At 39.7% G+C, this 23,687-nt stretch carries 22 protein-coding genes; 19 read left to right on the top strand and 3 right to left on the bottom strand.

Annotated features, from left to right (window positions below; genetic code table 11):
- The first annotated feature begins 206 nt into the window (after positions 1–206).
- Both DK865_RS07365 and mdtD read left to right on the top strand, forming a co-directional pair.
- Positions 207–893, top strand: a complete 687-nt coding sequence (locus DK865_RS07365; protein ID WP_023583311.1) for a FadR/GntR family transcriptional regulator — start codon at positions 207–209, stop codon at positions 891–893.
- Between the two features lie 82 nt (positions 894–975).
- Positions 976–2,370 (top strand): multidrug transporter subunit MdtD, encoded by a 1,395-nt coding sequence (gene mdtD, locus DK865_RS07360; protein ID WP_023583312.1) that lies wholly within the window; start codon positions 976–978, stop codon positions 2,368–2,370.
- 67 nt (positions 2,371–2,437) lie between these two features.
- On the opposite strand, the gene rbsK is transcribed toward mdtD, so the two are convergent.
- Positions 2,438–3,367, bottom strand: coding sequence for a ribokinase (rbsK, locus tag DK865_RS07355; protein ID WP_109391560.1), 930 nt, complete (start codon positions 3,365–3,367; stop codon positions 2,438–2,440).
- Positions 3,368–3,648: 281 nt separating this feature from the next.
- Here rbsK and ravA point away from each other — a divergent pair, with 281 nt between their 5' ends.
- Together ravA and viaA are read left to right on the top strand one after the other, a co-directional pair.
- Positions 3,649–5,148: an ATPase RavA gene (gene ravA, locus DK865_RS07350; RefSeq protein ID WP_109391559.1), complete on the top strand. Its 1,500-nt coding sequence runs from the start codon at positions 3,649–3,651 to the stop codon at positions 5,146–5,148.
- A gap of 7 nt (positions 5,149–5,155) precedes the next feature.
- Positions 5,156–6,613: an ATPase RavA stimulator ViaA gene (gene viaA / locus DK865_RS07345; protein ID WP_109391558.1), complete on the top strand. Its 1,458-nt coding sequence runs from the start codon at positions 5,156–5,158 to the stop codon at positions 6,611–6,613.
- On the opposite strand, the gene asnA is transcribed toward viaA, so the two are convergent.
- On the bottom strand, positions 6,614–7,606 hold the full coding sequence (asnA, locus tag DK865_RS07340; RefSeq protein ID WP_023583316.1) for an aspartate--ammonia ligase: 993 nt from the start codon (positions 7,604–7,606) through the stop codon (positions 6,614–6,616).
- A gap of 159 nt (positions 7,607–7,765) precedes the next feature.
- Here asnA and asnC point away from each other — a divergent pair, with 159 nt between their 5' ends.
- From asnC to glmS, 15 genes are all read left to right on the top strand, one after another.
- Positions 7,766–8,227, top strand: a complete 462-nt coding sequence (asnC, locus tag DK865_RS07335; RefSeq protein WP_023583317.1) for a transcriptional regulator AsnC — start codon at positions 7,766–7,768, stop codon at positions 8,225–8,227.
- Between the two features lie 100 nt (positions 8,228–8,327).
- On the top strand, positions 8,328–8,768 hold the full coding sequence (gene mioC, locus DK865_RS07330) for an FMN-binding protein MioC (RefSeq protein ID WP_109391557.1): 441 nt from the start codon (positions 8,328–8,330) through the stop codon (positions 8,766–8,768).
- A 377-nt stretch (positions 8,769–9,145) separates the two neighbouring features.
- Positions 9,146–11,044 carry a tRNA uridine-5-carboxymethylaminomethyl(34) synthesis enzyme MnmG gene (gene mnmG, locus DK865_RS07325; protein ID WP_023583319.1) on the top strand — a complete coding sequence of 633 codons (1,899 nt, stop codon included), beginning with the start codon at positions 9,146–9,148 and terminating at the stop codon, positions 11,042–11,044.
- Positions 11,041–11,667: a 16S rRNA (guanine(527)-N(7))-methyltransferase RsmG gene (rsmG, locus tag DK865_RS07320; RefSeq protein WP_023583320.1), complete on the top strand. Its 627-nt coding sequence runs from the start codon at positions 11,041–11,043 to the stop codon at positions 11,665–11,667. The genes mnmG and rsmG overlap by 4 nt, the downstream gene beginning before the upstream one ends.
- A gap of 613 nt (positions 11,668–12,280) precedes the next feature.
- Positions 12,281–12,658, top strand: a complete 378-nt coding sequence (gene atpI, locus DK865_RS07315) for a F0F1 ATP synthase subunit I (protein WP_023583321.1) — start codon at positions 12,281–12,283, stop codon at positions 12,656–12,658.
- A 31-nt stretch (positions 12,659–12,689) separates the two neighbouring features.
- A complete protein-coding gene (gene atpB / locus DK865_RS07310; protein WP_023583322.1) occupies positions 12,690–13,514 on the top strand; it encodes a F0F1 ATP synthase subunit A in 825 nt (274 codons plus the stop codon).
- Positions 13,515–13,559: 45 nt separating this feature from the next.
- On the top strand, positions 13,560–13,799 hold the full coding sequence (gene atpE / locus DK865_RS07305) for a F0F1 ATP synthase subunit C (RefSeq protein ID WP_004246596.1): 240 nt from the start codon (positions 13,560–13,562) through the stop codon (positions 13,797–13,799).
- Positions 13,800–13,860: 61 nt separating this feature from the next.
- A complete protein-coding gene (gene atpF / locus DK865_RS07300) occupies positions 13,861–14,331 on the top strand; it encodes a F0F1 ATP synthase subunit B (protein WP_036914499.1) in 471 nt (156 codons plus the stop codon).
- Between the two features lie 12 nt (positions 14,332–14,343).
- Complete coding sequence (gene atpH / locus DK865_RS07295; protein WP_006534344.1) at positions 14,344–14,877, top strand: F0F1 ATP synthase subunit delta; 534 nt, start codon at positions 14,344–14,346, stop codon at positions 14,875–14,877.
- Between the two features lie 14 nt (positions 14,878–14,891).
- On the top strand, positions 14,892–16,433 hold the full coding sequence (atpA, locus tag DK865_RS07290) for a F0F1 ATP synthase subunit alpha (RefSeq protein ID WP_006534343.1): 1,542 nt from the start codon (positions 14,892–14,894) through the stop codon (positions 16,431–16,433).
- Positions 16,434–16,491: 58 nt separating this feature from the next.
- On the top strand, positions 16,492–17,355 hold the full coding sequence (gene atpG / locus DK865_RS07285) for a F0F1 ATP synthase subunit gamma (protein WP_006534342.1): 864 nt from the start codon (positions 16,492–16,494) through the stop codon (positions 17,353–17,355).
- Between the two features lie 34 nt (positions 17,356–17,389).
- Positions 17,390–18,772, top strand: coding sequence for a F0F1 ATP synthase subunit beta (gene atpD, locus DK865_RS07280; RefSeq protein WP_023583323.1), 1,383 nt, complete (start codon positions 17,390–17,392; stop codon positions 18,770–18,772).
- A 21-nt stretch (positions 18,773–18,793) separates the two neighbouring features.
- A complete protein-coding gene (locus DK865_RS07275; RefSeq protein ID WP_006534340.1) occupies positions 18,794–19,210 on the top strand; it encodes a F0F1 ATP synthase subunit epsilon in 417 nt (138 codons plus the stop codon).
- Positions 19,211–19,362: 152 nt separating this feature from the next.
- Complete coding sequence (gene glmU, locus DK865_RS07270; RefSeq protein ID WP_109391556.1) at positions 19,363–20,736, top strand: bifunctional UDP-N-acetylglucosamine diphosphorylase/glucosamine-1-phosphate N-acetyltransferase GlmU; 1,374 nt, start codon at positions 19,363–19,365, stop codon at positions 20,734–20,736.
- A gap of 158 nt (positions 20,737–20,894) precedes the next feature.
- Positions 20,895–22,721, top strand: coding sequence for a glutamine--fructose-6-phosphate transaminase (isomerizing) (gene glmS, locus DK865_RS07265; RefSeq protein WP_109391555.1), 1,827 nt, complete (start codon positions 20,895–20,897; stop codon positions 22,719–22,721).
- 213 nt (positions 22,722–22,934) lie between these two features.
- Here glmS and DK865_RS07260 read toward each other — a convergent pair whose 3' ends face one another.
- Complete coding sequence (locus DK865_RS07260) at positions 22,935–23,573, bottom strand: TetR/AcrR family transcriptional regulator C-terminal domain-containing protein (protein ID WP_023583326.1); 639 nt, start codon at positions 23,571–23,573, stop codon at positions 22,935–22,937.
- Positions 23,574–23,687: the final 114 nt, after the last annotated feature.

Genomic DNA, 23,687 nt, shown 5'->3' with positions numbered 1-23,687 from the left:
GCTCATCGCCGGTCAGTGGATGCGCATTATAGGGAGATCTCGGATTAGCGCAAGTGTTTATTTCAATTTTTTTTCTGTTCGCTTTTTTTTTCAACAAAATAAAGAAAAACGCTCTAATTTTATGCTGATAGCGTGAAATCCGAACAGCTTTCTCAAGCTGACTCACGTAAGATAGAAGATAAATTATGGTATAGGTAACCTTTATTATGCAATTTAGCGAACAGCGTTCAGCTTCTCAAAAAAATCTTTCTTATATAGTTGCTGAAAAATTAGGTAAACAAATTCTTTCTGGTCACTATGAACCGGAATCTTTGTTACCAGGAGAAATAGAATTAGCAGAATTACTCTCTGTCAGCCGGACTGTTATTCGAGAAGCAATAAAAATGCTTGCAGCTAAAGGAATGCTTTTACCTCGTCCAAGAATAGGTACTCGTGTTACTCCAATGCAAAATTGGAATCTATTAGATAATGATCTTCTTAATTGGTGGATAGACAGTGGTGAATTTAATAAGGTCAGCCATTATTTCCATCACGTTCGTTTAGCCATAGAACCTCAAGCATGTTATTTAGCCGCATTTAATGCAACCGAAAGCCAAAAACAATCTCTTGCTTTATTTGGTAGAGAAATGCAGTTGCTTGATGAGAATTTTGATAGGCAACATTGGTTAGATATCGATACTCAATTTCACTATCTCATTTATCAAGCAAGTGGCAATCCATTCTTTGCCTCATTCGGTTCATTATTTCTTTCTGCTTATAAGAAGTATTTCGATCTTATTGTGGGTAATGAAACTGTTCAACCGGAAACACATAATCAAATTGTTCAAGCAATTATTGATAAGGATGGAAATAAAGCACGTGATCTCTGTTTAATTTTATTAACAAGTGATTGAATAGTTTTAATACAAATTTTGTAGGTTTTCTGTTTATAATGAAGCGATAATCAAAATATAGAATAAAGACGGTATATGCTTCATGTTGAAATCCGCCAAAAATATGTCTGGGTTGCCTTGGATTGCTGCAATGGCTTTTTTTATGCAGGCTCTCGATGCAACTATTCTTAATACGGCATTACCAGACATAGCAAAAAGCCTTAATCATTCACCTCTCGCCATGCAATCAGCTGTTATCAGCTATACCTTGACTGTTGCATTATTAATCCCCGTCAGTGGATGGTTAGCCGATAGATTTGGAACGCGTAAAATTTTTATTATTGCGGTTTCTTTATTTTCAGGTGGTTCTTTATTATGTGCACTTTCTCCCAACCTTACTTTTCTTGTTATTTCACGGATTATACAAGGTATAGGTGGCGCAATGATGATGCCAGTTGCACGCCTTGCTTTACTAAGAGCTTATCCGCGTAGCGAATTACTACCCATTCTGAATTTCGTCACAATGCCTGGATTAGTAGGTCCTATAGCAGGACCTCTTTTAGGAGGGGTATTGGTTACTTATGCCTCTTGGCATTGGATATTTATTATTAATATTCCTATTGGTCTATTAGGTATTTTTTATGCCATAAAACATATGCCTAATTTCACTATGCCAAAACGTAAATTTGATTTACTTGGATTTATTTTCTTTGGTTTTGGCTTAGTCATGCTTTCTGTCAGCCTTGATCTGTTTGGTGATAAAAATATCTCTCGATATATTCCTATTGCTATTATTTTAGGTGGATTTTCTTTGCTGGGGTTATACGTCAACCATGCAAGACGCCACCAGCAACCGCTAATTCCTCTCAATATATTTAAAACACGAACTTTCTCTGTAGGTATTGCGGGAAATATTGCAACAAGATTAGGAACTGGGTGTATTCCTTTCTTAATGCCACTTATGTTGCAAGTCGGTTTTGGCTACCCTGCAATTATTTCCGGTATGATGATGGCACCAATGGCATTAGGTTCTATTTTAGCAAAATCATTTGTTACTAAGATCTTAGTGAAATTTAGCTATCGCCGAACACTCTTTTCTATCACTATAATTATTGGTTTGATGATCGCTCAGTTTTCACTTCAATCACCAGATATGTCTATTTACTATCTTGTCATTCCACTCTTTTTATTAGGTGTGGTCATGTCTATACAATTTACATCAATGAATACAATTTCATTGGCTGATTTAACAGACAACAATGCTAGCTCAGGAAATAGTGTTTTGGCTGTTACCCAACAATTGGCAATTAGTTTTGGTATTGCAGTGAGTGCATCTATTTTAGGCTATTTTGATACAGAGAATGTGGGCACTACCGTTGATAACTTCCATTATACTTTTATTACTGTGGGTATCATTACATTGCTTTCTTCTTTTGTATTTTTACTCCTTGATAAACATGATGGCGATAATCTAACGAATAAAAAGAAAAAAGCCTGATAATTTTATTCAAACTAAAAAAGAGAGCATAGCTCTCTTTTTCTTTATTTATAAAATAGAAAAGACATTACAAAGATGAAGCTAAAAAAGTATCCACCTCATGACGCCATGGTACTGATGGTTGAGCGCCTGCTCGAGTAACAGCAATGGCTGCCGCTGCATGAGCAAACTTAATCGCTGGCATCATAGATTGCCCTTCTAATAAAGCGGTGATTAGCGCGCCATTAAATGTATCGCCAGCCGCGATAGTATCAACAGCTTTCACTTTAAACGCAGGAACAATACAACCTTTACTATTTCTTTCACTCACCCAGACTCCACGACTTCCTAATGTAATAAGAACCGTTTTAATACCTTTATGGTGTAAAATATTCGCTGCTTGCTGAGCACTTTCATCATCTACCACTTTAATTCCAGTTAGATATTCAGTCTCTGTTTCGTTTGGCGTAATAATATCGACAAGTGATAACAGCTCATCAGGTAATGCTTGAGCTGGTGCAGGGTTTAGTATTACTTGCACATTTTCTTGTTTTGCGATTTCAGCCGCTTTCAATACAGAATCAAGTGGCGATTCTAATTGCATTAACAGCGCATCAGCTTCTTTTATAATATTTCCATAGCGCTGAACATAATTGGTATCTAATCGCCCATTAGCGCCAGCATGAATACCAATGACATTCTCACCCTGTTGATTAACGAAAATCAGCGCAACACCTGTTGCTACATCATCAATTAACTCAATGCTATTAGTATCAACGTTATCAGTCATTAACTGAGCTTTGGCTTTCTTACCAATATCGTCATTCCCTAAACAAGCAAGAAACGAAATATGAGCACCACAACGTCCAGCAGCAACTGCCTGATTTGCGCCTTTACCGCCAAAGACCATTTGAAAGTGGTTACCTGAAATGGTTTCACCAGGAAGCGGAAAATGGGCAACATTAAGAATATGATCTGCATTAACACTACCTAAAATCACAAGTTTCTTCGCTTCCATGATTTTTCCTTACTCTCAGTAATAAATTCTAGATGTATTTCATAAATGACATTCAATATTTTAAACCGATCATCTCAGCAACATTAATGAAAAAACGTGATCACCATCGAAACGTTTCGCTAGTAAAACAAAAAAGAACCAAAAATAAGCAGTAGGAAGCTGAATCGATTTTTGTTATAAACAAATTGTGTGCTAATAGAATGTTTGACTATATGTCAGCAATTCTTTTCTGATATTTTCAGAGCGATGACAAAAATAAGTACCCATTATTAGGAGTGTTTATGCAACTTGCAGAGCGGATTTCACAACTTAGCCAATACCTTGAAACTGGGCTTTATGAGCGACAGTCAGCTATCCGTCTTTGTCTACTTGCAGCACTGAGTGGTGAAAGTGTTTTCTTACTTGGTCCTCCTGGTATTGCTAAAAGCTTAATAGCCAGAAGAATGAAAGAAGCCTTTAAAGAAGCTAAAGCTTTTGAATACCTCATGACGCGTTTTTCAACACCCGAAGAAATTTTTGGTCCTTTATCTATTCAAGCCTTAAAAGATGAAGGTAAATATCAGCGTTTGGTTGAGGGATATTTACCTGATGCTGAAGTTGTCTTTCTTGATGAAATATGGAAAGCAGGACCCGCTATTCTTAATACGTTACTAACAGCAATTAATGAACGTAAATTTAGAAATGGAGAAGCTGAAGTTGCTATTCCAATGCGTTTATTAGTATCAGCCTCTAATGAGCTACCTGATTCAGACAGTAGTCTTGAAGCTCTATATGACCGAATGCTTATTCGTATTTGGTTAACAAAAGTACAGGATAAGAAAAACTTTCGCGCATTACTTATTAATAAAGAAGTTGGTTCTTTTCATATTCCAGAACATATCCAAATTACCGCAGAAGAGTTCTCACGTTGGCAATCAGAATTAGAAAAAGTCACTTTAGATGACCACTTATTTGATTTAATTTATCAACTTCGTGAGTCTTTAGATAAAAGTGATGCGGCACCTTATGTTTCAGATAGGCGTTGGAAAAAAGCGGTACGTCTTTTACAGGCCAGTGCCTTTTTTAATGGTCGTAGTGTTATTTCACCATTAGATCTTATTTTATTAAAAGATTGCCTATGGCATGACCAAGCATCATTTGCATTATTAGATAAGTTATTACAAAACCTTTTAACAGAGCAAGCCTACCACCAGCTAGAGTTGATTAGAAAAACAGAAAGTTTATGGGCTGAGTGGATGCAATCAACAAGAAGTAAGCAAGATCAACAGGCTTTCCGTTTTGAAAAACAAAGTGGAATGTTTGGACGAAATACACATTTTTGCCTATCAGATAAAATGCAGGCTGATAAGTTTACCTTGTTTTTACACATCCCACTGCATATCCATAGTATTCAGGTTAACTTTATTACTATCGAGCAAAAAGCATTAGAAAACTTTTTGGCTAAAGGGGATGAGTTATTAGCACGTTTAAATGGTATTGGTTTTCCACAATCAATTAACGCACAAATACGCCAAGATGGCGTATTAGAAATATTGGATGTAAGTCGTCGAACAACATCTCTTTATCAGCAAAAAGAGACTATACCTGCGACAACTATTGAAGATAACCAAGAATGGCAAGATAAGTTAAAAGATCTAACCCAAGAAATTTATGGTGAGCAGGAAAAATTTAATCATCATCAACCCAATTTATTTATTGATAATGATTGGCTTATTTCCATCGAACAAAGTTTTGTTCAGCTTAATGAGAAATTATCGCAATTAAAAAGCCAAATAAAGTAATGATATTATGCTGACACTTTCAACATTAGATATGCTTTTAGCCATAAATGAAGGACAGCTTATTGAGGAAGTTATTATTGCGATACTTGCATCGCCTCAATTAGCCATATTTTTTGAAAAGCATCCAAGACTCAAAAAAGCCTTACTTAAAGATATCCACCAATGGAAAAAGAGCTTACAACAAAGAGTAAAAGAAACATTAGTACCGACAATGATTGCTGATGAATTCGCTCTTTATCAACAAACGCAGTCATTAGGTAACGCTATATTTAATCAGCAAGTAGAGCAAATATTGGCGGAATTAAACAAGCTAGACTCCTCTTTTATTGAAGAAGCATCACAACTGATTAAAACCAATAAGCCTTTTTCACCTGCTCAACAAGCTTTGTTTATTCAGCATTGGCGTATCAGTTTAATTTTCCAAGTCACAGCATTACACAAAGCCTTATTTGACCAAGAACAAGAGCAACTCCTTGCTGAGCTTCAGGAACGTTTAGCGTTAAGTGGAAGCTTAAGTAATACATTCTCAGAAAATGATCGTGCTGCTGGCCGTTTATGGGATATGAGTAAAGGTGTTTTAACAAAACCCCCTTTCGATGAGAAAATTATTCAACGTTATAGCGACTTTCTCGATCAACAACCTGAATTGCATAAACTCGCAAGTTTGCTAGGTCGTAGCAAAACAGCAAAATCACTGCCTGAAGAGAGTGTTATTTTTGAACCTGTAACTATTGTTGAGAAAGCACCAGATACAACACCAGAGCAAGTCAATGGTATAGGACTCAGTGATGATATCTTACGCTTACTTCCTACAGAACTCGCCTTGTTAGGTATTAATGAAATCGAATATGAGTTTTATCGAAAGCTGGTGGAAAAACAGCTAAATACTTATCGATTACAAGGAGATAATTGGCAAGAGCGTACTGTATTGCGACCAGTAACTCATCATCATGATGAAGAAAGACCAAGAGGACCTTTTATTGTATGTATTGATACTTCAGGTTCGATGGGGGGATTTAACGAACAGTGTGCTAAAGCGTTTGGATTAGCATTGATGAAAATAGCGCTAGCTGATAATCGTTCATGTCATGTGATGTTATTTTCTACTGAAACTGTACATTATCAATTGTCATCATCTAATGGCCTACAAGATCTTATCAAGTTTTTGAATCAGTCATTTAGAGGGGGCACAGACTTAAGTGCTTGTTTAGATAATGTCGCAGAAAAACTAAATAGCCCAGCATGGAAAGATGCTGATGCTGTTGTTATTTCTGACTTTGTCGCCCAAAGGTTACCCGAAAACCTAATCAACAAAATCAAAAAAAGCCAACAGCAACAGCACAATCGCTTCCATGCGGTTACCCTATCCAATTACGGTAAACCCAGTATTATGAAAATCTTTGACCATATATGGCGTTTTGATACTGGATTAAAAAGTCGTTTACTTCGACGCTGGCGCCAATAATTACAGCATATCGGCGAAAGCTAAACGGGTATCTTTTTCCCATACACCGCACTGTACTTGTCCAATATGCTCTTTTTGTAGCAATAGCATCACTAAACGAGATTGGCCAATTCCGCCACCGATAGTTTGTGGCATATCACCATGCATTAATGCTTTGTGCCAATCTAGCTCAAGACGCTTAGTATCATCTGTTAATGTCAACTGACGCATTAATGTTTCAGGATCGACACGGATACCCATTGATGACAATTCAAACGCATCTTGTAGAACAGGGTTCCAGACAAGAATGTCACCGTTTAAACCTTCAAACCCATCTTCGTTTGGTGTTGTCCAGTCATCATAGTCTGGCGCTCTTACATCATGAGCTTCACCACTTGATAATTTGCCACCAATACCTATTAAGAAAACAGCACCATATTCTTTGGCAATCGCTTTTTCACGACCTTTAGCATCAAGGTCAGGATAACGACGCAGTAACTCTTCAGTGTGGATAAATTGAATTTGATCTGGCAGGAACGGTACCAGACCAAATTCTTCGCTGACGGCTTTTTCAGTTTCTTTTATTGCCTGATAAATTTTACCCACTGTCTGCTTAAGATAAGGAACAGTACGTTCTTTATCTTCCATCACTTTTTCCCAATCCCACTGATCAACATAAACAGAGTGGATCGGAGTTAAGCGATCTTCGTCTGGTCGCAAAGCTTTCATATGTGTATAAAGACCTTGACCAGAACTAAATCCAAAACGACCTAATGTTTTACGTTTCCATTTAGCTAATGAATGGACAACCTCAAAAGTAGAATCTGGTAAAGATTTGACTTTAACTTGTACAGCCTTCTCATGACCAGATAAGTTATCTTGAGTTCCATCACCAAGGCGACTTAAGATCGGTCCTTGAACTTCAATCAGTCCTAATTCTTTTTCCAGCAGTCGTGAAAAATAAGATTTAACAAAGCTAATTTGCTGTTGAGTCTGAATGAATGATTTTTCCATTTTTGTATCCCTAGTGGTGATGTCGTGTTTCGCTGATATAGATTAAGCAACAAAACGGGTACCAAATTCAATATACTTCATTAAAAATAGCCTTGCTTGTTTTAATTCGTTAAAAATAACGCTATAAAAATGAATTATCGTTAAAAACGGAGGAGTTTTATGGACAATATTTATCAGATCGATAATCTCGATCGTGACATACTTCACGCATTAATGGCGAATGCGAGAACACCTTACGCTGAATTAGCCAAAAAATTCGAAGTGAGCCCTGGCACAATTCATGTTCGAGTAGAAAAAATGAAGCAGGCTGGAATTATTACAGGAACTCGAGTTGATATTAGTGAAAAGCAACTCGGCTTTGATGTCTGTTGCTTTATTGGCATTATTCTTAAGAGTGCAAAAGACTACCACACAGCATTAGATAAACTTGATAAGTTAGATGAAGTGGTTGAGGTGTACTATACAACAGGGCAATACAGTATTTTTACGAAAGTAATGTGTAAAAGTATAGAAGCCTTACAAGACGTACTTATCAACAAAATCCAAACAATTGATGAAATTCAGTCAACAGAAACCCTGATCTCACTGCAAAACCCGATAATAAGGACGATCAAGCCATAAGGATAAATTGTTATTTTTTTTTATAACCACATTATCCACAGGTAGATCCCAAGTGATTCACAGCGTACAATAGCGCGTCTTAAACATAAGGAGATCATTAATGAAAAAAGTCACTCTTATTAGTGGCAGTACCATGGGTAGTGCTGAATATGTCGCAGAACACCTTGCAGAGATCTTATCTGATGAAGGATTTGAGACAGATCTGCACCATGGACCTTCTCTTAATGATCTTCCTAATGAAGGGATCTGGCTGGTGGTCACATCAACACACGGTGCAGGTGATCTTCCTGACAACCTACAACCTTTTGCTAACGAAATATCAGCTGACTCCGTTGATCTTAGTAAGGTCACCTTTGGTGCGATCGGCATTGGAAGTAGTGAATATGACACTTTCTGTGGCGCGATCAGAACATTAGATCAAAAATTGGTGGAAAAAGGGGCAACTCGCCTTGGCGATCGTCTCGAAATTGATATTCAAAAGTATGACATTCCGGAAGATCCAGCAGAAGAATGGATGGCATCTTGGAAAAATTTACTTTAATTTGCACAAAAAAACAGCAAACGAATGTGGATAACTCTGCTTAAAAGCAGGGATTAACCCGTAGTTATCCATTGTATAAAGCTATATCAAGAAATGACCTGTGTATAAGTCGTCATTTTGATCCCAGCTTATCAGCAGATAGATCACGGATCATTCACAGTATATGATCCTTTACACTTTTATGATCTTTAAATAGAAAATCCACTTATCCACAGAGGATCGCTTCCCTAATAAAAGATCTAATAAAGAGATCTTTAAATAAAAAGATCTTTAAATAATTACCTGCGGATCTGCTCGCTTGTATCTGTCAAAAAGTTGAGTAGAATTCGTTTTCCCAATGCAACACATTCAGCATTCGTAACATTTAAGGTTCACACATGTTTTATCCAGAACACTTTGACGTCATTGTCATCGGTGGTGGTCACGCCGGTACAGAAGCCGCTATGGCTGCTGCTCGTATGGGGCGTCAAACCCTATTACTGACCCACAATATTGATACTTTGGGCCAAATGTCTTGTAACCCAGCTATTGGTGGGATTGGTAAAGGGCATCTGGTAAAAGAGATCGATGCCATGGGTGGATTAATGGCAACCGCTATTGACCATGCAGGGATCCAATTCAGAACCCTTAACGCAAGCAAGGGTCCAGCTGTAAGAGCAACAAGAGCACAAGCTGACCGTGTTCTTTATCGCCAAGCTGTTCGCACTACACTTGAAAATCAACCTAATTTAATGATCTTCCAACAACCTGTTGAAGATCTCATTGTTGAAAACGACCAAGTAACAGGTGCTGTTACTCGCATGGGCTTAAAATTCCGTGCTAAATCTGTTGTTCTAACGGTAGGGACTTTCCTTGATGGAAAAATCCATATCGGTTTAGAAAATTACAGTGGTGGTCGTGCTGGTGATCCACCATCAGTTTCGTTATCACACAGACTACGAGAATTACCTCTGCGTGTAGGTCGCTTAAAAACGGGTACACCACCTCGTATTGATGCAAGAACAATTGATTTTAGCCAATTAGCTGTTCAGTTGGGTGATACTCCAATGCCTGTTTTCTCGTTTTTAGGTAATGTGGATCAGCATCCTGAACAGATGCCTTGCCATATCACATACACAAACGAAAAAACGCACGATGTTATTCGTAATAACCTTGATCGTAGCCCAATGTATGCGGGTGTCATCGAGGGAATAGGCCCTCGTTATTGCCCATCTATTGAAGATAAGGTGATGAGATTTGCTGATCGTAATTCACACCAGATCTTTTTAGAGCCTGAAGGTTTAACCAGTAACGAAATTTACCCAAATGGTATCTCAACAAGCTTACCTTTTGATGTTCAAATGCAAATTGTAAATTCCATGAAAGGTATGGAAAATGCGAAGATCATTAGACCTGGTTATGCCATTGAATACGATTTCTTCGATCCTAGAGATCTAAAACAAACACTAGAAAGTAAATTTATCAATGGACTCTTCTTTGCTGGGCAAATTAACGGTACCACTGGTTATGAAGAAGCTGCGGCTCAAGGTATGCTTGCAGGTCTTAATGCGGCACGTTATGCCTTCGATCAAGAGGGTTGGTTCCCACGCCGTGATCAAGCATATATTGGTGTATTAGTTGACGATCTTTGTACACTTGGTACAAAAGAACCATACCGTATGTTTACTTCTCGTGCTGAATACCGCTTGATGTTACGTGAAGATAATGCTGATTTGCGTCTAACCGAAATTGGTCGTGAATTAGGTATGGTTGATGATACCCGCTGGGCACAATTTAGTGAAAAAGTTGAGCTTGTTGAAAAAGAACGTCAACGTTTAAGAAATATTTGGGTTCATCCTCAGGCTGATAATCTTTCTGAAATCAATGGATTGCTGAATACACCATTATCCAAAGAAGCTAATGGCGAAGACTTATTACGTCGCCCAGAAATGACTTACGATATACTGAAAAATATCTCTCGTTTTGCGCCAGGTATTGATGATTCAAAACCACAAGCGGCTGAACAAGTTGAGATCCAAGTTAAATACGAAGGCTATATTAGTCGCCAAAAAGAAGAGATCGAAAAACAACTGCGCAATGAAAATGCTGCGTTACCGATTGATCTGGACTATAAGCAAGTTAGTGGATTATCTAACGAAGTTATTGCGAAACTTAACGATCACAAACCAACATCGATCGGACAAGCATCGCGGATCTCCGGTGTTACACCTGCTGCTATTTCCATTTTATTAGTTTGGCTGAAAAAACAAGGTCTATTACGCAGGAGTGCATCATGAGTGACTTACTTAATCGGCTAAAAAAGCTGGCTAAGCAAGCCAATATTGAGCTTACCGATATTCAAGCTGAAAAACTCACGGGTTATGTTGCGATGCTTGATAAATGGAATAAAGCTTACAACCTCACATCAGTGAGAGATCCACAGCAAATGCTTATTCGTCATATTTTGGATAGTATTGTTGTGAGCCAATATCTTGATGGTGAAAGATTTATTGATGTGGGGACTGGGCCTGGATTGCCCGGTATTCCACTGGCGATAATGCGCCCCGATCACCACTTTGTTTTATTGGATAGTTTAGGTAAACGCGTTCGCTTTATGAAACAAGTTCAGCACGAATTGGGGCTTAATAATATTGAGCCAGTCCAATACCGTGTTGAAGAATACCAAACTGAGAAGCCTTTTGATGGTGTGATCAGCCGAGCATTTGCCTCAATGAGCGATATGCTCTCTTGGTGCTCTCATTTAGTGACTAAAGAACATGGCCGTTTTTATGCGCTGAAAGGACAAATTCATCAAGAAGAGTTAGATGAACTTGTTGATAATGGATTAAAAATGCCTGAAAAAGTGATTAGTTTATCCATACCCGAATTGAATGAGCAAAGACATTTGGTGATTATTTAATCAAGTATCGTGTGTCTCTTGGCTCCTTTTTTCATTTTTTGTGCTCTGGCGATAATATTTACAATGTTATCGCCATTTGTTTTATGGGGATTTATGAGAAACACTCAATTTCACTTTAATAAAACAATAAATTAACAAATTATTATCTTTTACTTTAATTCTCTTTGTAACCTTAGTTTTTCTCTTTTTATTTCCAAAATAAATTAATAATTCTATGCATTATAAAAATATTGAATTTATTTAATTGAAATTCGGTTAATTATTTTTCAATTGCCACTAAATTGTTCATAAAAGAGCGTTTATTTGTTAACCTCATTATATAATTTATGAAATAAGCTTTATTTATACTTTTATATTTGTGATGTATATCACGCTATTTATTTTATTCAGCACTATTATTTTTACTCTTTTTGTTCTTAATCATTTTTCATAAATGGAACCTTGGTAAGAAATTTAAATTAATCTTCACTTTTTCGCTACTTATTGATTGAATTCATTGCCACGCCCCGTATAATTTGCTCGTTTTTGTCACTTGACACTTTATAGCAAAGACAGTTTGATACATCATTCAGTAATACCTTTTACGATAGCTAGTCTGGAGAATACAAACGTCATGTCTGTCTCCCTCTACAGCGGGAAAGTTGCACTGAAACTGTTATTTTTGCAGTTTATGACTTTTGTTATTCTCAGTGCGGGTTTCTACTTAAAGAGTACAGACTGGAGTTTTTCGGCTTTTTTAGGCGGGTTGGCATGTTGGTTACCCAATATTGCTTTTCTTTTGTTAATGCGCTTACAAAAAGTCAACGAAGAAAAAGCTCCAGTTCGCATAAACTGGCTTTTTGCTTTCAGTGAAGGGTTGAAGGTTATATTATCAATAGCCTTGCTGATTGTTGCTTTAGGAGTGTTTAAAGCGGCATTTGCACCACTGGTCATGACCTACTTAGCGGTGCTTGTTATGCAGGTCGTTGCACCAGCCGTCATTAACGGTTAGCGTTTTTAACAACAAAAGGGTAATTGGCATCATGTCTGCATCAGGAGAAGCATTAACCACTAGAGACTACATAGGTCACCACCTGAATAACCTTCAGTTGGACCTGCGTACTTTCGAGTTGGTCAATCCCCATGCTGAAAATGCGCCATCATTCTGGGTGTTAAATATTGACTCACTTTTCTTTTCAGTACTGATGGGAGCACTATTCCTATGGCTGTTTAGAAAAGTAGCAGTAAGAGCAACCAGTGGCGTACCGGGAAAATTCCAGACTGCAGTAGAAATGATCATTGGTTTCGTTGATAGCAGCGTCCGTGATATGTATCACGGAAAGAGCAAGGTCATTGCACCTTTGGCATTGACTGTGTTCGTTTGGGTGCTGTTAATGAATGCCCTGGATTTATTACCAATCGACTTCATCCCTTATATCGGTGAACACATCTTAGGGTTACCAGCGTTACGCATCGTTCCGACTGCGGACGTGAGTATTACTCTATCGATGGCAATTGGTGTATTTATCCTGATCCTTTTCTATAGCATTAAGATGAAAGGCATAAAAGGGTTTACAAAAGAGCTGACTTTACAGCCTTTTAATCACCCAATTTTTATTCCGATCAACTTAATCTTGGAAGGGGTAAGCCTGCTATCAAAACCTGTTTCCCTCGGTCTTCGACTGTTTGGTAACATGTATGCAGGTGAACTGATCTTTATTCTTATTGCTGGTCTGTTACCGTGGTGGTCACAGTGGTTATTAAGCCTTCCTTGGGCAATATTCCACATACTGATTATTACGTTACAAGCATTTATTTTCATGGTTCTAACGATTGTCTATCTGTCGATGGCATCTGAAGAACATTAATTATTAACTCTTTGAAGAAATAACTGAAACAAACTGGAGACTGTCATGGAAAACCTGAGTATGGATCTGCTGTACATGGCTGCCGCTATTATGATGGGTTTAGCTGCAATCGGTGCTGCAATCGGTATCGGAATCCTCGGAGGCAAATTTTTAGAAGGTGCTGCTCGTCAGCCTGATCTGATCCCTCTTCTGCGTACACAGTTCTTTATCGTTATGGGTCTGGTTGACGCCATCCCAATGATTGCTGTGGGTCTGGGCCTTTACGTGATGTTTGCTGTTGCCTAATGATGGCAATGAGCAGTAAAAGCATCAAGTTAGTTAATAACCAAGAAAGAGGTATTGTGCTGTGAATTTAAATGCAACAATCCTCGGCCAGGCCGTCGCATTTGTCCTGTTTGTTTTGTTCTGTATGAAATTCGTATGGCCACCAATTATGGCGGCCATTGAAAAACGTCAAAAAGAAATTGCTGACGGTTTATCATCCGCAGAACGAGCTAAAAAGGACTTAGATTTAGCGAAAGCCGATGCAGGCGATCAGCTAGCGAAAGCAAAAGCAGAAGCTCAAGCAATCATTGAATCAGCGAATAAACAACGCACTCAAATGATTGAAGATGCTAAAGCAGAAGCAGAGCAAGAACGTAGTAAGATCGTTGCACAAGCTCAATCCGAATTGGATGCAGAGCGTAAACGTGCTCGTGAAGAACTTCGTAAACAAGTCGCAATGCTGGCTATCGCAGGTGCCGAGAAAATTATTGAACGTTCCGTGGATGAAGCTGCTAATAGCGACATCGTTGATAAACTGGTCGCTGAACTGTAAGGAGGGAGGGGCATGTCTGAAATAGCAACGGTAGCTCGCCCCTACGCCAAAGCAGCTTTTGACTTTGCTGTGGAAAACCAGGCTGTCGATAAATGGCAGGTTATGCTGGCGTTCACCGCTGAAGTAGCACGCAATGAGCAGGTAACCGAATTACTTTCTGGTTCTTTAGCATCAGAAAAACTGGCTGACATCTTTGTTGATCTTTGTGGTGAACAATTAGATGGTCATGCTCAGAATTTAATTCGTGTTATGGCTGATAATGGCCGTTTATCAACGTTGCCTGAAGTATTGAGCCAATTTATTCAATTGCGCGCAGTACTCGAGTCAACGGTTGACGTTGAAGTAACTTCTGCCATTGAGCTAACTAAACAGCAGCTAGCTAACATTTCTGCAGCGATGGAAAAACGTCTATCACGCAAAGTGAAGCTGAATTGCAAAATTGATAAGTCTGTTATCGCAGGCATGATTATACGCGCCGGTGACCTCGTCATCGATGGCAGTATTCGTGGCCGTTTAGAGCGATTAACTGACGTCTTGCAGTCTTAAGGGGACTGGAGCATATGCAACTGAATTCCACTGAAATCAGCGAACTGATCAAGCAGCGCATTGCTCAGTTCAATGTAGTGAGTGAAGCTCACAATGAAGGTACGATTGTATCCGTTAGTGACGGTATCATTCGTATCCACGGTTTAGCCGAAGTTATGCAGGGTGAGATGATCGCACTGCCGGGTAACCGTTTCGCTATCGCACTGAACTTAGAGCGCGACTCTGTTGGTGCGGTTGTGATGGGTCCTTATGCTGACTTAGCAGAAGGCATGAAAGTTAAATGTACAGGTCGTATTCTGGAAGTACCTGTTGGGCGTGGTCTGCTTGGCCGTGTGGTAAACACACTGGGTGAGCCGATTGATGGTAAAGGTGCAGTAGAGCATGATGGATTCTCACCTGTTGAGATGATTGCGCCTGGTGTTATCGACCGTCAATCAGTTGATCAGCCTGTACAAACAGGTTACAAATCCGTCGATGCCATGATCCCAATTGGTCGTGGTCAGCGTGAATTGATCATCGGTGACCGTCAAACAGGTAAAACTGCGCTGGCTGTCGATGCGATCATCAACCAACGCGACTCTGGCATTAAATGTATCTATGTCGCTATTGGTCAGAAAGCCTCTACTATTTCGAACGTTGTTCGTAAATTAGAAGAACATGGCGCGTTAGAAAACACCATTGTTGTTGTTGCTTCTGCATCAGAATCAGCAGCGTTGCAATACCTAGCTCCTTATTCTGGTTGCGCAATGGGTGAATACTTCCGTGACCGTGGTGAAGATGCCCTGATTATTTATGATGACCTGTCTAAACAGGCTGTCGCATACCGTCAAATTTCACTGTTACTTCGTCGTCCACCTGGACGTGAAGCATACCCTGGTGACGTTTTCTATCTGCACTCCCGTTTACTAGAGCGTGCTGCTCGTGTTAATGCTGAGTACGTAGAAGCTTTCACTAATGGTGAAGTTAAAGGTAAAACCGGCTCTCTGACTGCGTTACCTATTATCGAAACGCAAGCAGGGGACGTTTCTGCATTCGTTCCTACGAACGTAATCTCTATTACCGATGGTCAGATCTTCTTAGAATCTAACCTGTTTAACGCAGGTATCCGTCCAGCTGTTAACCCAGGGATCTCCGTATCTCGTGTTGGTGGTGCAGCTCAGACTAAGATCATGAAGAAACTTTCTGGTGGTATCCGTACTGCACTTGCGCAGTATCGTGAGCTGGCAGCATTCTCACAGTTCGCTTCCGATCTGGACGATGCTACCCGTAAACAATTGAACCACGGTCAGAAAGTGACTGAATTGCTGAAACAGAAACAGTACGAACCAATGTCTGTCGCACAACAGTCTTTATCACTGTTTGCCGCAGAACGTGGTTATCTGGAAGATGTTGAAATTTCAAAAGTTGTGCCATTTGAAGCGGCTTTATTAGCTTATGCCTCTCGTGAACATGCTGATTTATTGAAAGAAATCAACCAGACTGGTACTTATAACGAAGAGATCGAAGCGAAGCTGAAAGGCGTGCTAGAAAACTTCAAAGCGACTCAGTCCTGGTAATAACTATTCGGCCTAATAGTTAAACATTAGGCCGTCTGGTTCATGAGGAGAAGCAGAAATGGCCGGCGCAAAAGAGATACGTTCGAAGATCGCCAGTGTGCAAAACACACAGAAGATCACTAAAGCGATGGAGATGGTCGCCGCGTCGAAAATGCGTAAAACGCAGGAACGCATGGCAGCCAGCCGTCCTTATGCAGAAACCATGCGCAGTGTGATTGGTCACCTTGCGTTAGGGAATCTGGAATACAAACATCCATACCTCGAAGAGCGTGAAGTTAAACGTGTCGGGTACCTGGTTGTTTCGACCGACCGTGGTTTGTGTGGTGGTTTGAACATTAACTTGTTCAAAAAACTGCTGGCAGACATGAAAGAGTGGTCTGAAAAAGGTGTACAGGTAGATTTAGCTCTAATCGGTTCTAAAGCCGCTTCATTCTTTGGCTCTGTAGGCGGGAATGTTGTAGGTCAAGTAACCGGCATGGGCGATGATCCAAAACTGTCTGACCTTATCGGTCCAGTCAATATCATGTTGCAGGCTTATGACGAAGGTCGTTTAGATAAACTGTATGTGGTGGCAAATAAGTTCATCAATACCATGGCTCAAGAGCCTAAAATTCTTCAGGTTTTACCATTGCCACCAGGTGATGATGAAGAGCTGAAAGAAAAATCTTGGGATTATCTGTACGAACCTGATCCTAAGGCGTTACTGGATACTTTACTGCGTCGTTATATCGAATCGCAAGTTTACCAGAGCGTCGTAGAGAACTTAGCGAGTGAGCAGGCCGCCCGAATGGTCGCGATGAAAGCCGCTACAGATAACGGTGGTAACCTGATTAAAGAACTGCAATTGGTGTACAACAAAGCACGCCAAGCAAGCATTACTCAGGAACTTACAGAAATTGTGTCTGGTGCAGCCGCGGTATAACAGCTAGGTTTACGAATTACGTAGAGGATTCAAGATGGCTACTGGAAAGATTGTCCAGGTAATCGGCGCCGTAGTGGACGCCGAATTCCCTCAGGATAGCGTCCCTAAAGTATACGACGCTCTTGAGGTTATGAATGGTAAAGAAAAACTGGTGCTGGAAGTTCAGCAACAGTTAGGCGGTGGTATCGTTCGTTGTATCGCAATGGGTACATCAGACGGTTTAAGCCGTGGCTTAAAAGTTGAAAACTTAGGCCACCCAATTGAAGTACCTGTAGGTAAAGCAACACTGGGACGTATCATGAACGTTCTGGGTACACCAATCGATATGAAAGGTGATATTGCAACTGAAGAACGTTGGTCTATCCACCGTGAAGCGCCAACCTACGAAGAGTTATCAAACTCACAAGAACTGCTTGAAACCGGTATCAAAGTAATGGACTTAATCTGTCCGTTTGCTAAAGGTGGTAAAGTCGGTCTGTTCGGTGGTGCGGGTGTTGGTAAAACAGTTAACATGATGGAATTGATCCGTAACATCGCGATCGAGCACTCAGGTTACTCTGTATTTGCTGGTGTAGGTGAGCGTACTCGTGAGGGTAACGACTTCTATCATGAAATGACAGATTCTAACGTTCTTGACAAAGTATCGTTAGTTTATGGTCAGATGAATGAGCCACCAGGAAACCGTCTGCGTGTAGCACTGACGGGTCTGACTATGGCTGAGAAATTCCGTGACGAAGGCCGTGACGTACTGTTATTCGTAGATAACATCTATCGTTACACCTTAGCCGGTACAGAAGTATCAGCACTGTTAGGTCGTATGCCATCAGCGGTAGGTTACCAACCAACATTGGCTGAAGAGATGGGTGTTCTGCAAGAACGTATCACTTCAACCAAAACAGGTTCTATCACCTCTGTTCAAGCAGTATACGTACCAGCGGATGACTTAACTGACCCATCACCAGCAACAACGTTTGCTCACTTAGATGCGACAGTTGTACTGAGCCGTCAAATTGCTTCATTAGGTATCTACCCTGCGGTTGACCCACTGGATTCAACCAGTCGTCAGTTAGACCCGCTGGTAGTTGGCCAAGAGCACTATGATGTGGCTCGTGGTGTTCAGTCTATCCTGCAACGTTATCAGGAACTGAAAGACATCATCGCTATCTTAGGTATGGATGAACTGTCAGAAGAAGATAAACTGGTTGTTGCGCGTGCGCGTAAGATCCAGCGCTTCCTATCTCAGCCATTCTTCGTTGCTGAAGTATTTACCGGATCACCAGGTAAGTTCGTTTCCCTGAAAGACACTATCCGTGGCTTTAAAGGAATTCTGAACGGTGATTATGACCACCTGCCAGAGCAGGCGTTCTACATGGTTGGTACTATCGAAGAAGCAGTAGAAAAAGCTAAGAAGCTTTAATACGGCTGACGGGAGGTTGATATGGCCGATACATCGTTCCACCTGAAAGTTGTCAGCGCTGAAAAGCAGTTATATGACGGCGAAGTCAAACGAATTCAGGTAACTGGTAGCGAAGGTGAGCTCGGTATTTATCCGCAGCATACCCCGTTATTAACTGCCATAAAACCGGGCATGGTACGTGTCGTAAAAACATCAGGCGAAGAAGAGGTTATTTACCTTTCAGGTGGTATTCTCGAAGTTCAGCCGACTGGCGTCATTGTACTAGCAGATACAGCTATCCGTGGTCGTGATTTGGATGAAGCGAAAGCGTTGGAATCTAAGCGTAAAGCTGAAGAACACATTCAATCCTCTCATGGTGACGTTGATTATGCTCAAGCATCAGCAGAATTAGCCAAAGCGATTGCAAAACTACGTGTAATCGAATTGACTCGACGTTGATGTAAATAGGCAGTCTATGAATAAAAAAGCCAGTTGGTTCTTTGCTAACTGGCTTTTTTGCGTCATGAAATATTTTGTGTAACGAAATATGTAGTATTATTTGGCATAAACGGGTTTACTTGCCATTCTTTACGGGAGTTATCAGGTTAATTATGTCTAATTCAGCTAAAAGCGTTGTTATTCTTGCTGCGGGAAAAGGCACCCGCATGTATTCACAGTTACCTAAAGTTCTTCATAAACTTGCGGGTAAATCCATGGTTCAACATGTGATTGATACCGCCAAGTCATTAGGTGCTCAACAAACACACCTTGTCTATGGACATGGTGGTGAACTCATGAAAGAAAAATTAGGTTCACAACCTGTTAATTGGGTACTACAAGCAGAGCAACTAGGAACGGGTCACGCAATGCAGCAAGCTGCGCCTTTCTTTGCTGATGATGAAGATATCCTGATGCTTTATGGTGATGTTCCTTTAATCACTAAAGAAACGTTAGAACGTTTAATTGACGTGAAACCAGAAGGTGGTATTGGTTTATTAACGGTCATTTTAGATAACCCAACGGGTTATGGTCGTATTGTCCGTGAAAATGGCGAAGTGACTGGCATTATTGAACAAAAAGACGCTTCTGAAGAACAACTGAAAATCACTGAAATCAACACGGGTATTTTGGTTGCTAATGGTGCTGATTTAAAACGTTGGTTAGGTAAACTTGATAACAATAATGCACAAAAAGAGTATTACATTACTGACATTATCGCGTTAGCGTATAAAGAAGGTCGTAAAATTGAAACGGCTCACCCTCGTCATCATAGTGAAATGGAAGGTGTGAATAACCGTTTACAATTGGCTGCATTAGAACGTATTTATCAAACAGAACAGGCTGAACGCTTATTATTAGAAGGCGTTATGTTGCTTGATCCTGCACGTTTTGATTTACGTGGCACATTAACTCACGGTAAAGATGTCGTAATTGATACCAACGTTATCATTGAAGGTGATGTTACTTTAGGTAATAACGTCGAAATTGGTACAGGTTGTGTGCTGAAAAACTGTGTGATTGGTGATAATTCAATGATTAGCCCCTATACGGTGATCGAGGATGCTAATCTAGCCCAAGAGTGTACGGTTGGTCCTTTTGCTCGCCTTCGTCCTGGCGCACAATTAGCAGATAAAGCTCACGTGGGTAACTTTGTTGAGATGAAAAAAGCAAGTTTAGGTGTGGGCTCAAAAGCGGGTCATTTAACTTATCTTGGTGATACTGAAGTTGGCGCTAACGTAAATATCGGTGCTGGTACTATTACTTGTAACTACGATGGTGCCAATAAATTCCAAACTATTATTGGTGATGATGTCTTTATTGGCTCTGATACACAGTTAGTTGCACCAGTTACTGTAGCTAAAGGTGCAACAATTGGTGCCGGAACAACAGTGACTAAAAATGTGGGTGAAAACGAATTAGTCATAAGTCGTGTTAAGCAAACTCATATCAGTGGATGGAAACGTCCAGTGAAGAAAAAACAATAATTTTAAGAAAAGGGCGTATATTTAATTAGCGCCCTTTTCTTGTACGCTATTATTCTAAAAACAAAAACATCCCCGCTTTCTACAATGGCTTGGGGAACAAACCAATCAGGTATAAGACATCCAAGTGCGAATAAACGCACAGTTTTAGGAATAACACAATGTGTGGAATAGTAGGTGCAGTTGCACAACGCGATATCGCTGAAATCTTAATTGAAGGCTTACGTCGTTTAGAATACCGCGGTTATGATTCTGCGGGTTTAGCGGTTGTGGATAATGACTGTAAAATGACACGTCTGCGTGAAGCTGGCAAAGTACAAATGCTGGCAGAAGAGGCAGAAAAAATACAAGTGATTGGTGGTACAGGTATTGCTCATACACGTTGGGCAACACATGGTGAACCTTGTGAAGATAATGCGCATCCTCATGTATCGGGTACGATTGCTGTGGTACATAATGGCATTATCGAAAACTACCAAGAACTGAAAGCAGAATTAATTAAAAAAGGATATCAGTTTGCGTCTCAAACGGATACCGAAGTCATTGCTCACCTTGTTAACTGGGAACAGCGTCAAGGTGGTACATTACGTGAAGTTGTACAACGTGTTATTCCTCAATTACGTGGTGCTTATGGCACTGTAATTATGGACAGCCGTACACCTGAACTTCTTGTTGCTGCTCGTTCAGGTAGTCCGCTGGTGGTTGGTCTTGGTGTAGGTGAAAATTTCCTTGCTTCAGACCAGTTAGCATTATTACCTGTTACTCGTCGTTTTATCTACCTTGAAGAAGGCGATATTGTTGAAATTACACGTCGTCATGTTCATATTTTTGATGTGAATGGTGAGGAAGTTGTTCGCGATACGATTGAATCTAACGTTCAATACGATGCAGGTGATAAAGGTGTATATCGTCACTACATGCAAAAAGAGATCTACGAACAACCTCTTGCAATTAAAAATACGCTTGAAGGTCGTTTACAAGCGGAAGGTATCAATCTTAGTGAATTAGGTCCTAAAGCTGAAGAGATCTTATCTCAAGTAGAACATATCCAAATCGTTGCTTGTGGTACATCTTATAATGCAGGGATGGTTTCTCGTTACTGGTTTGAATCTTTAGCGGGTATTCCTTGCGATGTTGAAATTGCATCAGAATATCGTTATCGCAAACCCGCGACTCGTCGTAATAGTTTACTTATTACTTTATCTCAATCAGGTGAAACGGCGGATACATTAGCGGCTCTGCGTTTATCTAAAGAGTTAGGTTATCTATCATCACTGGCAATTTGTAACGTGGCTGGCTCTTCTTTGGTACGTGAATCTGAATTTGTCTTGATGACTAAAGCGGGTGCTGAAATCGGCGTTGCATCAACCAAAGCATTTACAACACAGTTAACCGTTCTATTAATGCTGGTGGCATATATGGGACGTATTAAAGGTGTCGCAGCATTAGAGCACGACGTTTCAACAGCATTACACGCTTTACCAAGCCGTATTGAAAGCATGTTATCGAAAGATAAAGTGATTGAAGCGTTAGCTGAAGATTTCTCAGAAAAAAGCCATGCTTTATTCTTAGGTCGTGGCGACCAATACCCGATTGCGGTAGAAGGCGCATTAAAGCTAAAAGAGATCTCTTATATTCATGCTGAAGCTTATGCTGCTGGTGAATTAAAACATGGTCCATTAGCCTTAATTGATGCAGATATGCCGGTTATCATCATTGCTCCGAACAATGAGTTATTAGAGAAATTAAAATCTAATATTGAAGAAGTTCGGGCGCGAGGTGGTTTACTGTATGTATTTGCTGATCAAGATGCTGGTTTTGAAGAAAACGAAACGATGAAGTTAATTTCTTTACCTCATGTTGAAGAACTTATCGCACCGATTTTCTATACCGTACCATTACAGTTGTTGTCTTATCATGTCGCGTTAATTAAAGGCACTGACGTAGACCAACCTCGTAACTTAGCAAAATCCGTTACGGTTGAATAAAAAAACGTCAAATAACAAATAAAATTTTATTATTTTTATTCAAACCCAGTAATATTTTAAACAATATACTGGGTTTTTTTATTATGTTTATTAGATTTATGGTATTTAGATATCTTGGACTTTATTTGCCAAATAAGGGGCTTGATCCTTAAATTAAGCGTACAGCAATATTAGGTGTTTTAATGATCACATATTATAAGTGGTTATTTTTTATCAAGATTCATTGATTTGATGCTGAAATCCTAAAATAAGTTGTTCTAATCCAAAATCAAAACGATGGGTAAAATCATCAGCAAAAAGAACATCTCTTGCTTGCCAAGTTTGTGGAAAATTATCTTGAACTAACTGTTTAAATGCTTCTCTTTTATTAGTGATTTCTTCTTTTTCTATCAGCATGACCGATTGTTGTTCTATACAGCAACCTAAAATAAAATAGAGCAAAGTCATGGTCATTTTGCTCGCTAATTCAGCAGATGCACCAGACTGCATAATGGCACTAATAAAAGTATTATTAATACGTAAGACATTTTCAGATATCACATAAGTACCTGCAAAGACTCTAGCGCCATCTCTATGGCGTAAAAATGCATTTCTTAAATCATAAGCTAGTTGCTTACTGTCTTCTTGCCAATGATGTGTCAATTCAAAATTGACTGCGACATCACTCACTATTCTGTCGGCGATACCTTCAATTAATGTTTGTTTATTATCGAAATGCCAATAAAGAGAGGCTGCTTTTATTTGTAAAGCATCCGCAAGTTTGCGCATGGTTAAACCTTCAATACCTTCTGATTCTAGTAGTGAAATAGCAGTATCTAGAATTTTTAACCGATCAATTTTAGGGATTTTCATAAATAATTCTCATTTCCTCTTTTCTATCTAACAATGTTAGTTTAACATATTTTTCAAGACTAACAATGTTAGATAGTGATTTTAATTAAGTAAAAAGTACTATTTAGGGGGGAG

The organism is Proteus cibi (assembly GCF_003144405.1).
GTDB lineage: Bacteria > Pseudomonadota > Gammaproteobacteria > Enterobacterales > Enterobacteriaceae > Proteus > Proteus cibi.
The sequence above is the reverse complement of the archived record's forward strand: the minus strand, read 5'-3'. Positions and strand labels throughout refer to the sequence as shown.

Coding starts and splice junctions, on each gene's coding strand:
- DK865_RS07365 (WP_023583311.1), top strand. CDS start 207: ATGCAATTTAGCGAACAGCGTTCAGCTTCTCAAAAAAATCTTTCTTAT.
- mdtD (WP_023583312.1), top strand. CDS start 976: ATGTTGAAATCCGCCAAAAATATGTCTGGGTTGCCTTGGATTGCTGCA.
- rbsK (WP_109391560.1), bottom strand. CDS start 3,367: ATGGAAGCGAAGAAACTTGTGATTTTAGGTAGTGTTAATGCAGATCAT.
- ravA (WP_109391559.1), top strand. CDS start 3,649: ATGCAACTTGCAGAGCGGATTTCACAACTTAGCCAATACCTTGAAACT.
- viaA (WP_109391558.1), top strand. CDS start 5,156: ATGCTGACACTTTCAACATTAGATATGCTTTTAGCCATAAATGAAGGA.
- asnA (WP_023583316.1), bottom strand. CDS start 7,606: ATGGAAAAATCATTCATTCAGACTCAACAGCAAATTAGCTTTGTTAAA.
- asnC (WP_023583317.1), top strand. CDS start 7,766: ATGGACAATATTTATCAGATCGATAATCTCGATCGTGACATACTTCAC.
- mioC (WP_109391557.1), top strand. CDS start 8,328: ATGAAAAAAGTCACTCTTATTAGTGGCAGTACCATGGGTAGTGCTGAA.
- mnmG (WP_023583319.1), top strand. CDS start 9,146: ATGTTTTATCCAGAACACTTTGACGTCATTGTCATCGGTGGTGGTCAC.
- rsmG (WP_023583320.1), top strand. CDS start 11,041: ATGAGTGACTTACTTAATCGGCTAAAAAAGCTGGCTAAGCAAGCCAAT.
- atpI (WP_023583321.1), top strand. CDS start 12,281: ATGTCTGTCTCCCTCTACAGCGGGAAAGTTGCACTGAAACTGTTATTT.
- atpB (WP_023583322.1), top strand. CDS start 12,690: ATGTCTGCATCAGGAGAAGCATTAACCACTAGAGACTACATAGGTCAC.
- atpE (WP_004246596.1), top strand. CDS start 13,560: ATGGAAAACCTGAGTATGGATCTGCTGTACATGGCTGCCGCTATTATG.
- atpH (WP_006534344.1), top strand. CDS start 14,344: ATGTCTGAAATAGCAACGGTAGCTCGCCCCTACGCCAAAGCAGCTTTT.
- atpA (WP_006534343.1), top strand. CDS start 14,892: ATGCAACTGAATTCCACTGAAATCAGCGAACTGATCAAGCAGCGCATT.
- atpG (WP_006534342.1), top strand. CDS start 16,492: ATGGCCGGCGCAAAAGAGATACGTTCGAAGATCGCCAGTGTGCAAAAC.
- atpD (WP_023583323.1), top strand. CDS start 17,390: ATGGCTACTGGAAAGATTGTCCAGGTAATCGGCGCCGTAGTGGACGCC.
- DK865_RS07275 (WP_006534340.1), top strand. CDS start 18,794: ATGGCCGATACATCGTTCCACCTGAAAGTTGTCAGCGCTGAAAAGCAG.
- glmU (WP_109391556.1), top strand. CDS start 19,363: ATGTCTAATTCAGCTAAAAGCGTTGTTATTCTTGCTGCGGGAAAAGGC.
- glmS (WP_109391555.1), top strand. CDS start 20,895: ATGTGTGGAATAGTAGGTGCAGTTGCACAACGCGATATCGCTGAAATC.
- DK865_RS07260 (WP_023583326.1), bottom strand. CDS start 23,573: ATGAAAATCCCTAAAATTGATCGGTTAAAAATTCTAGATACTGCTATT.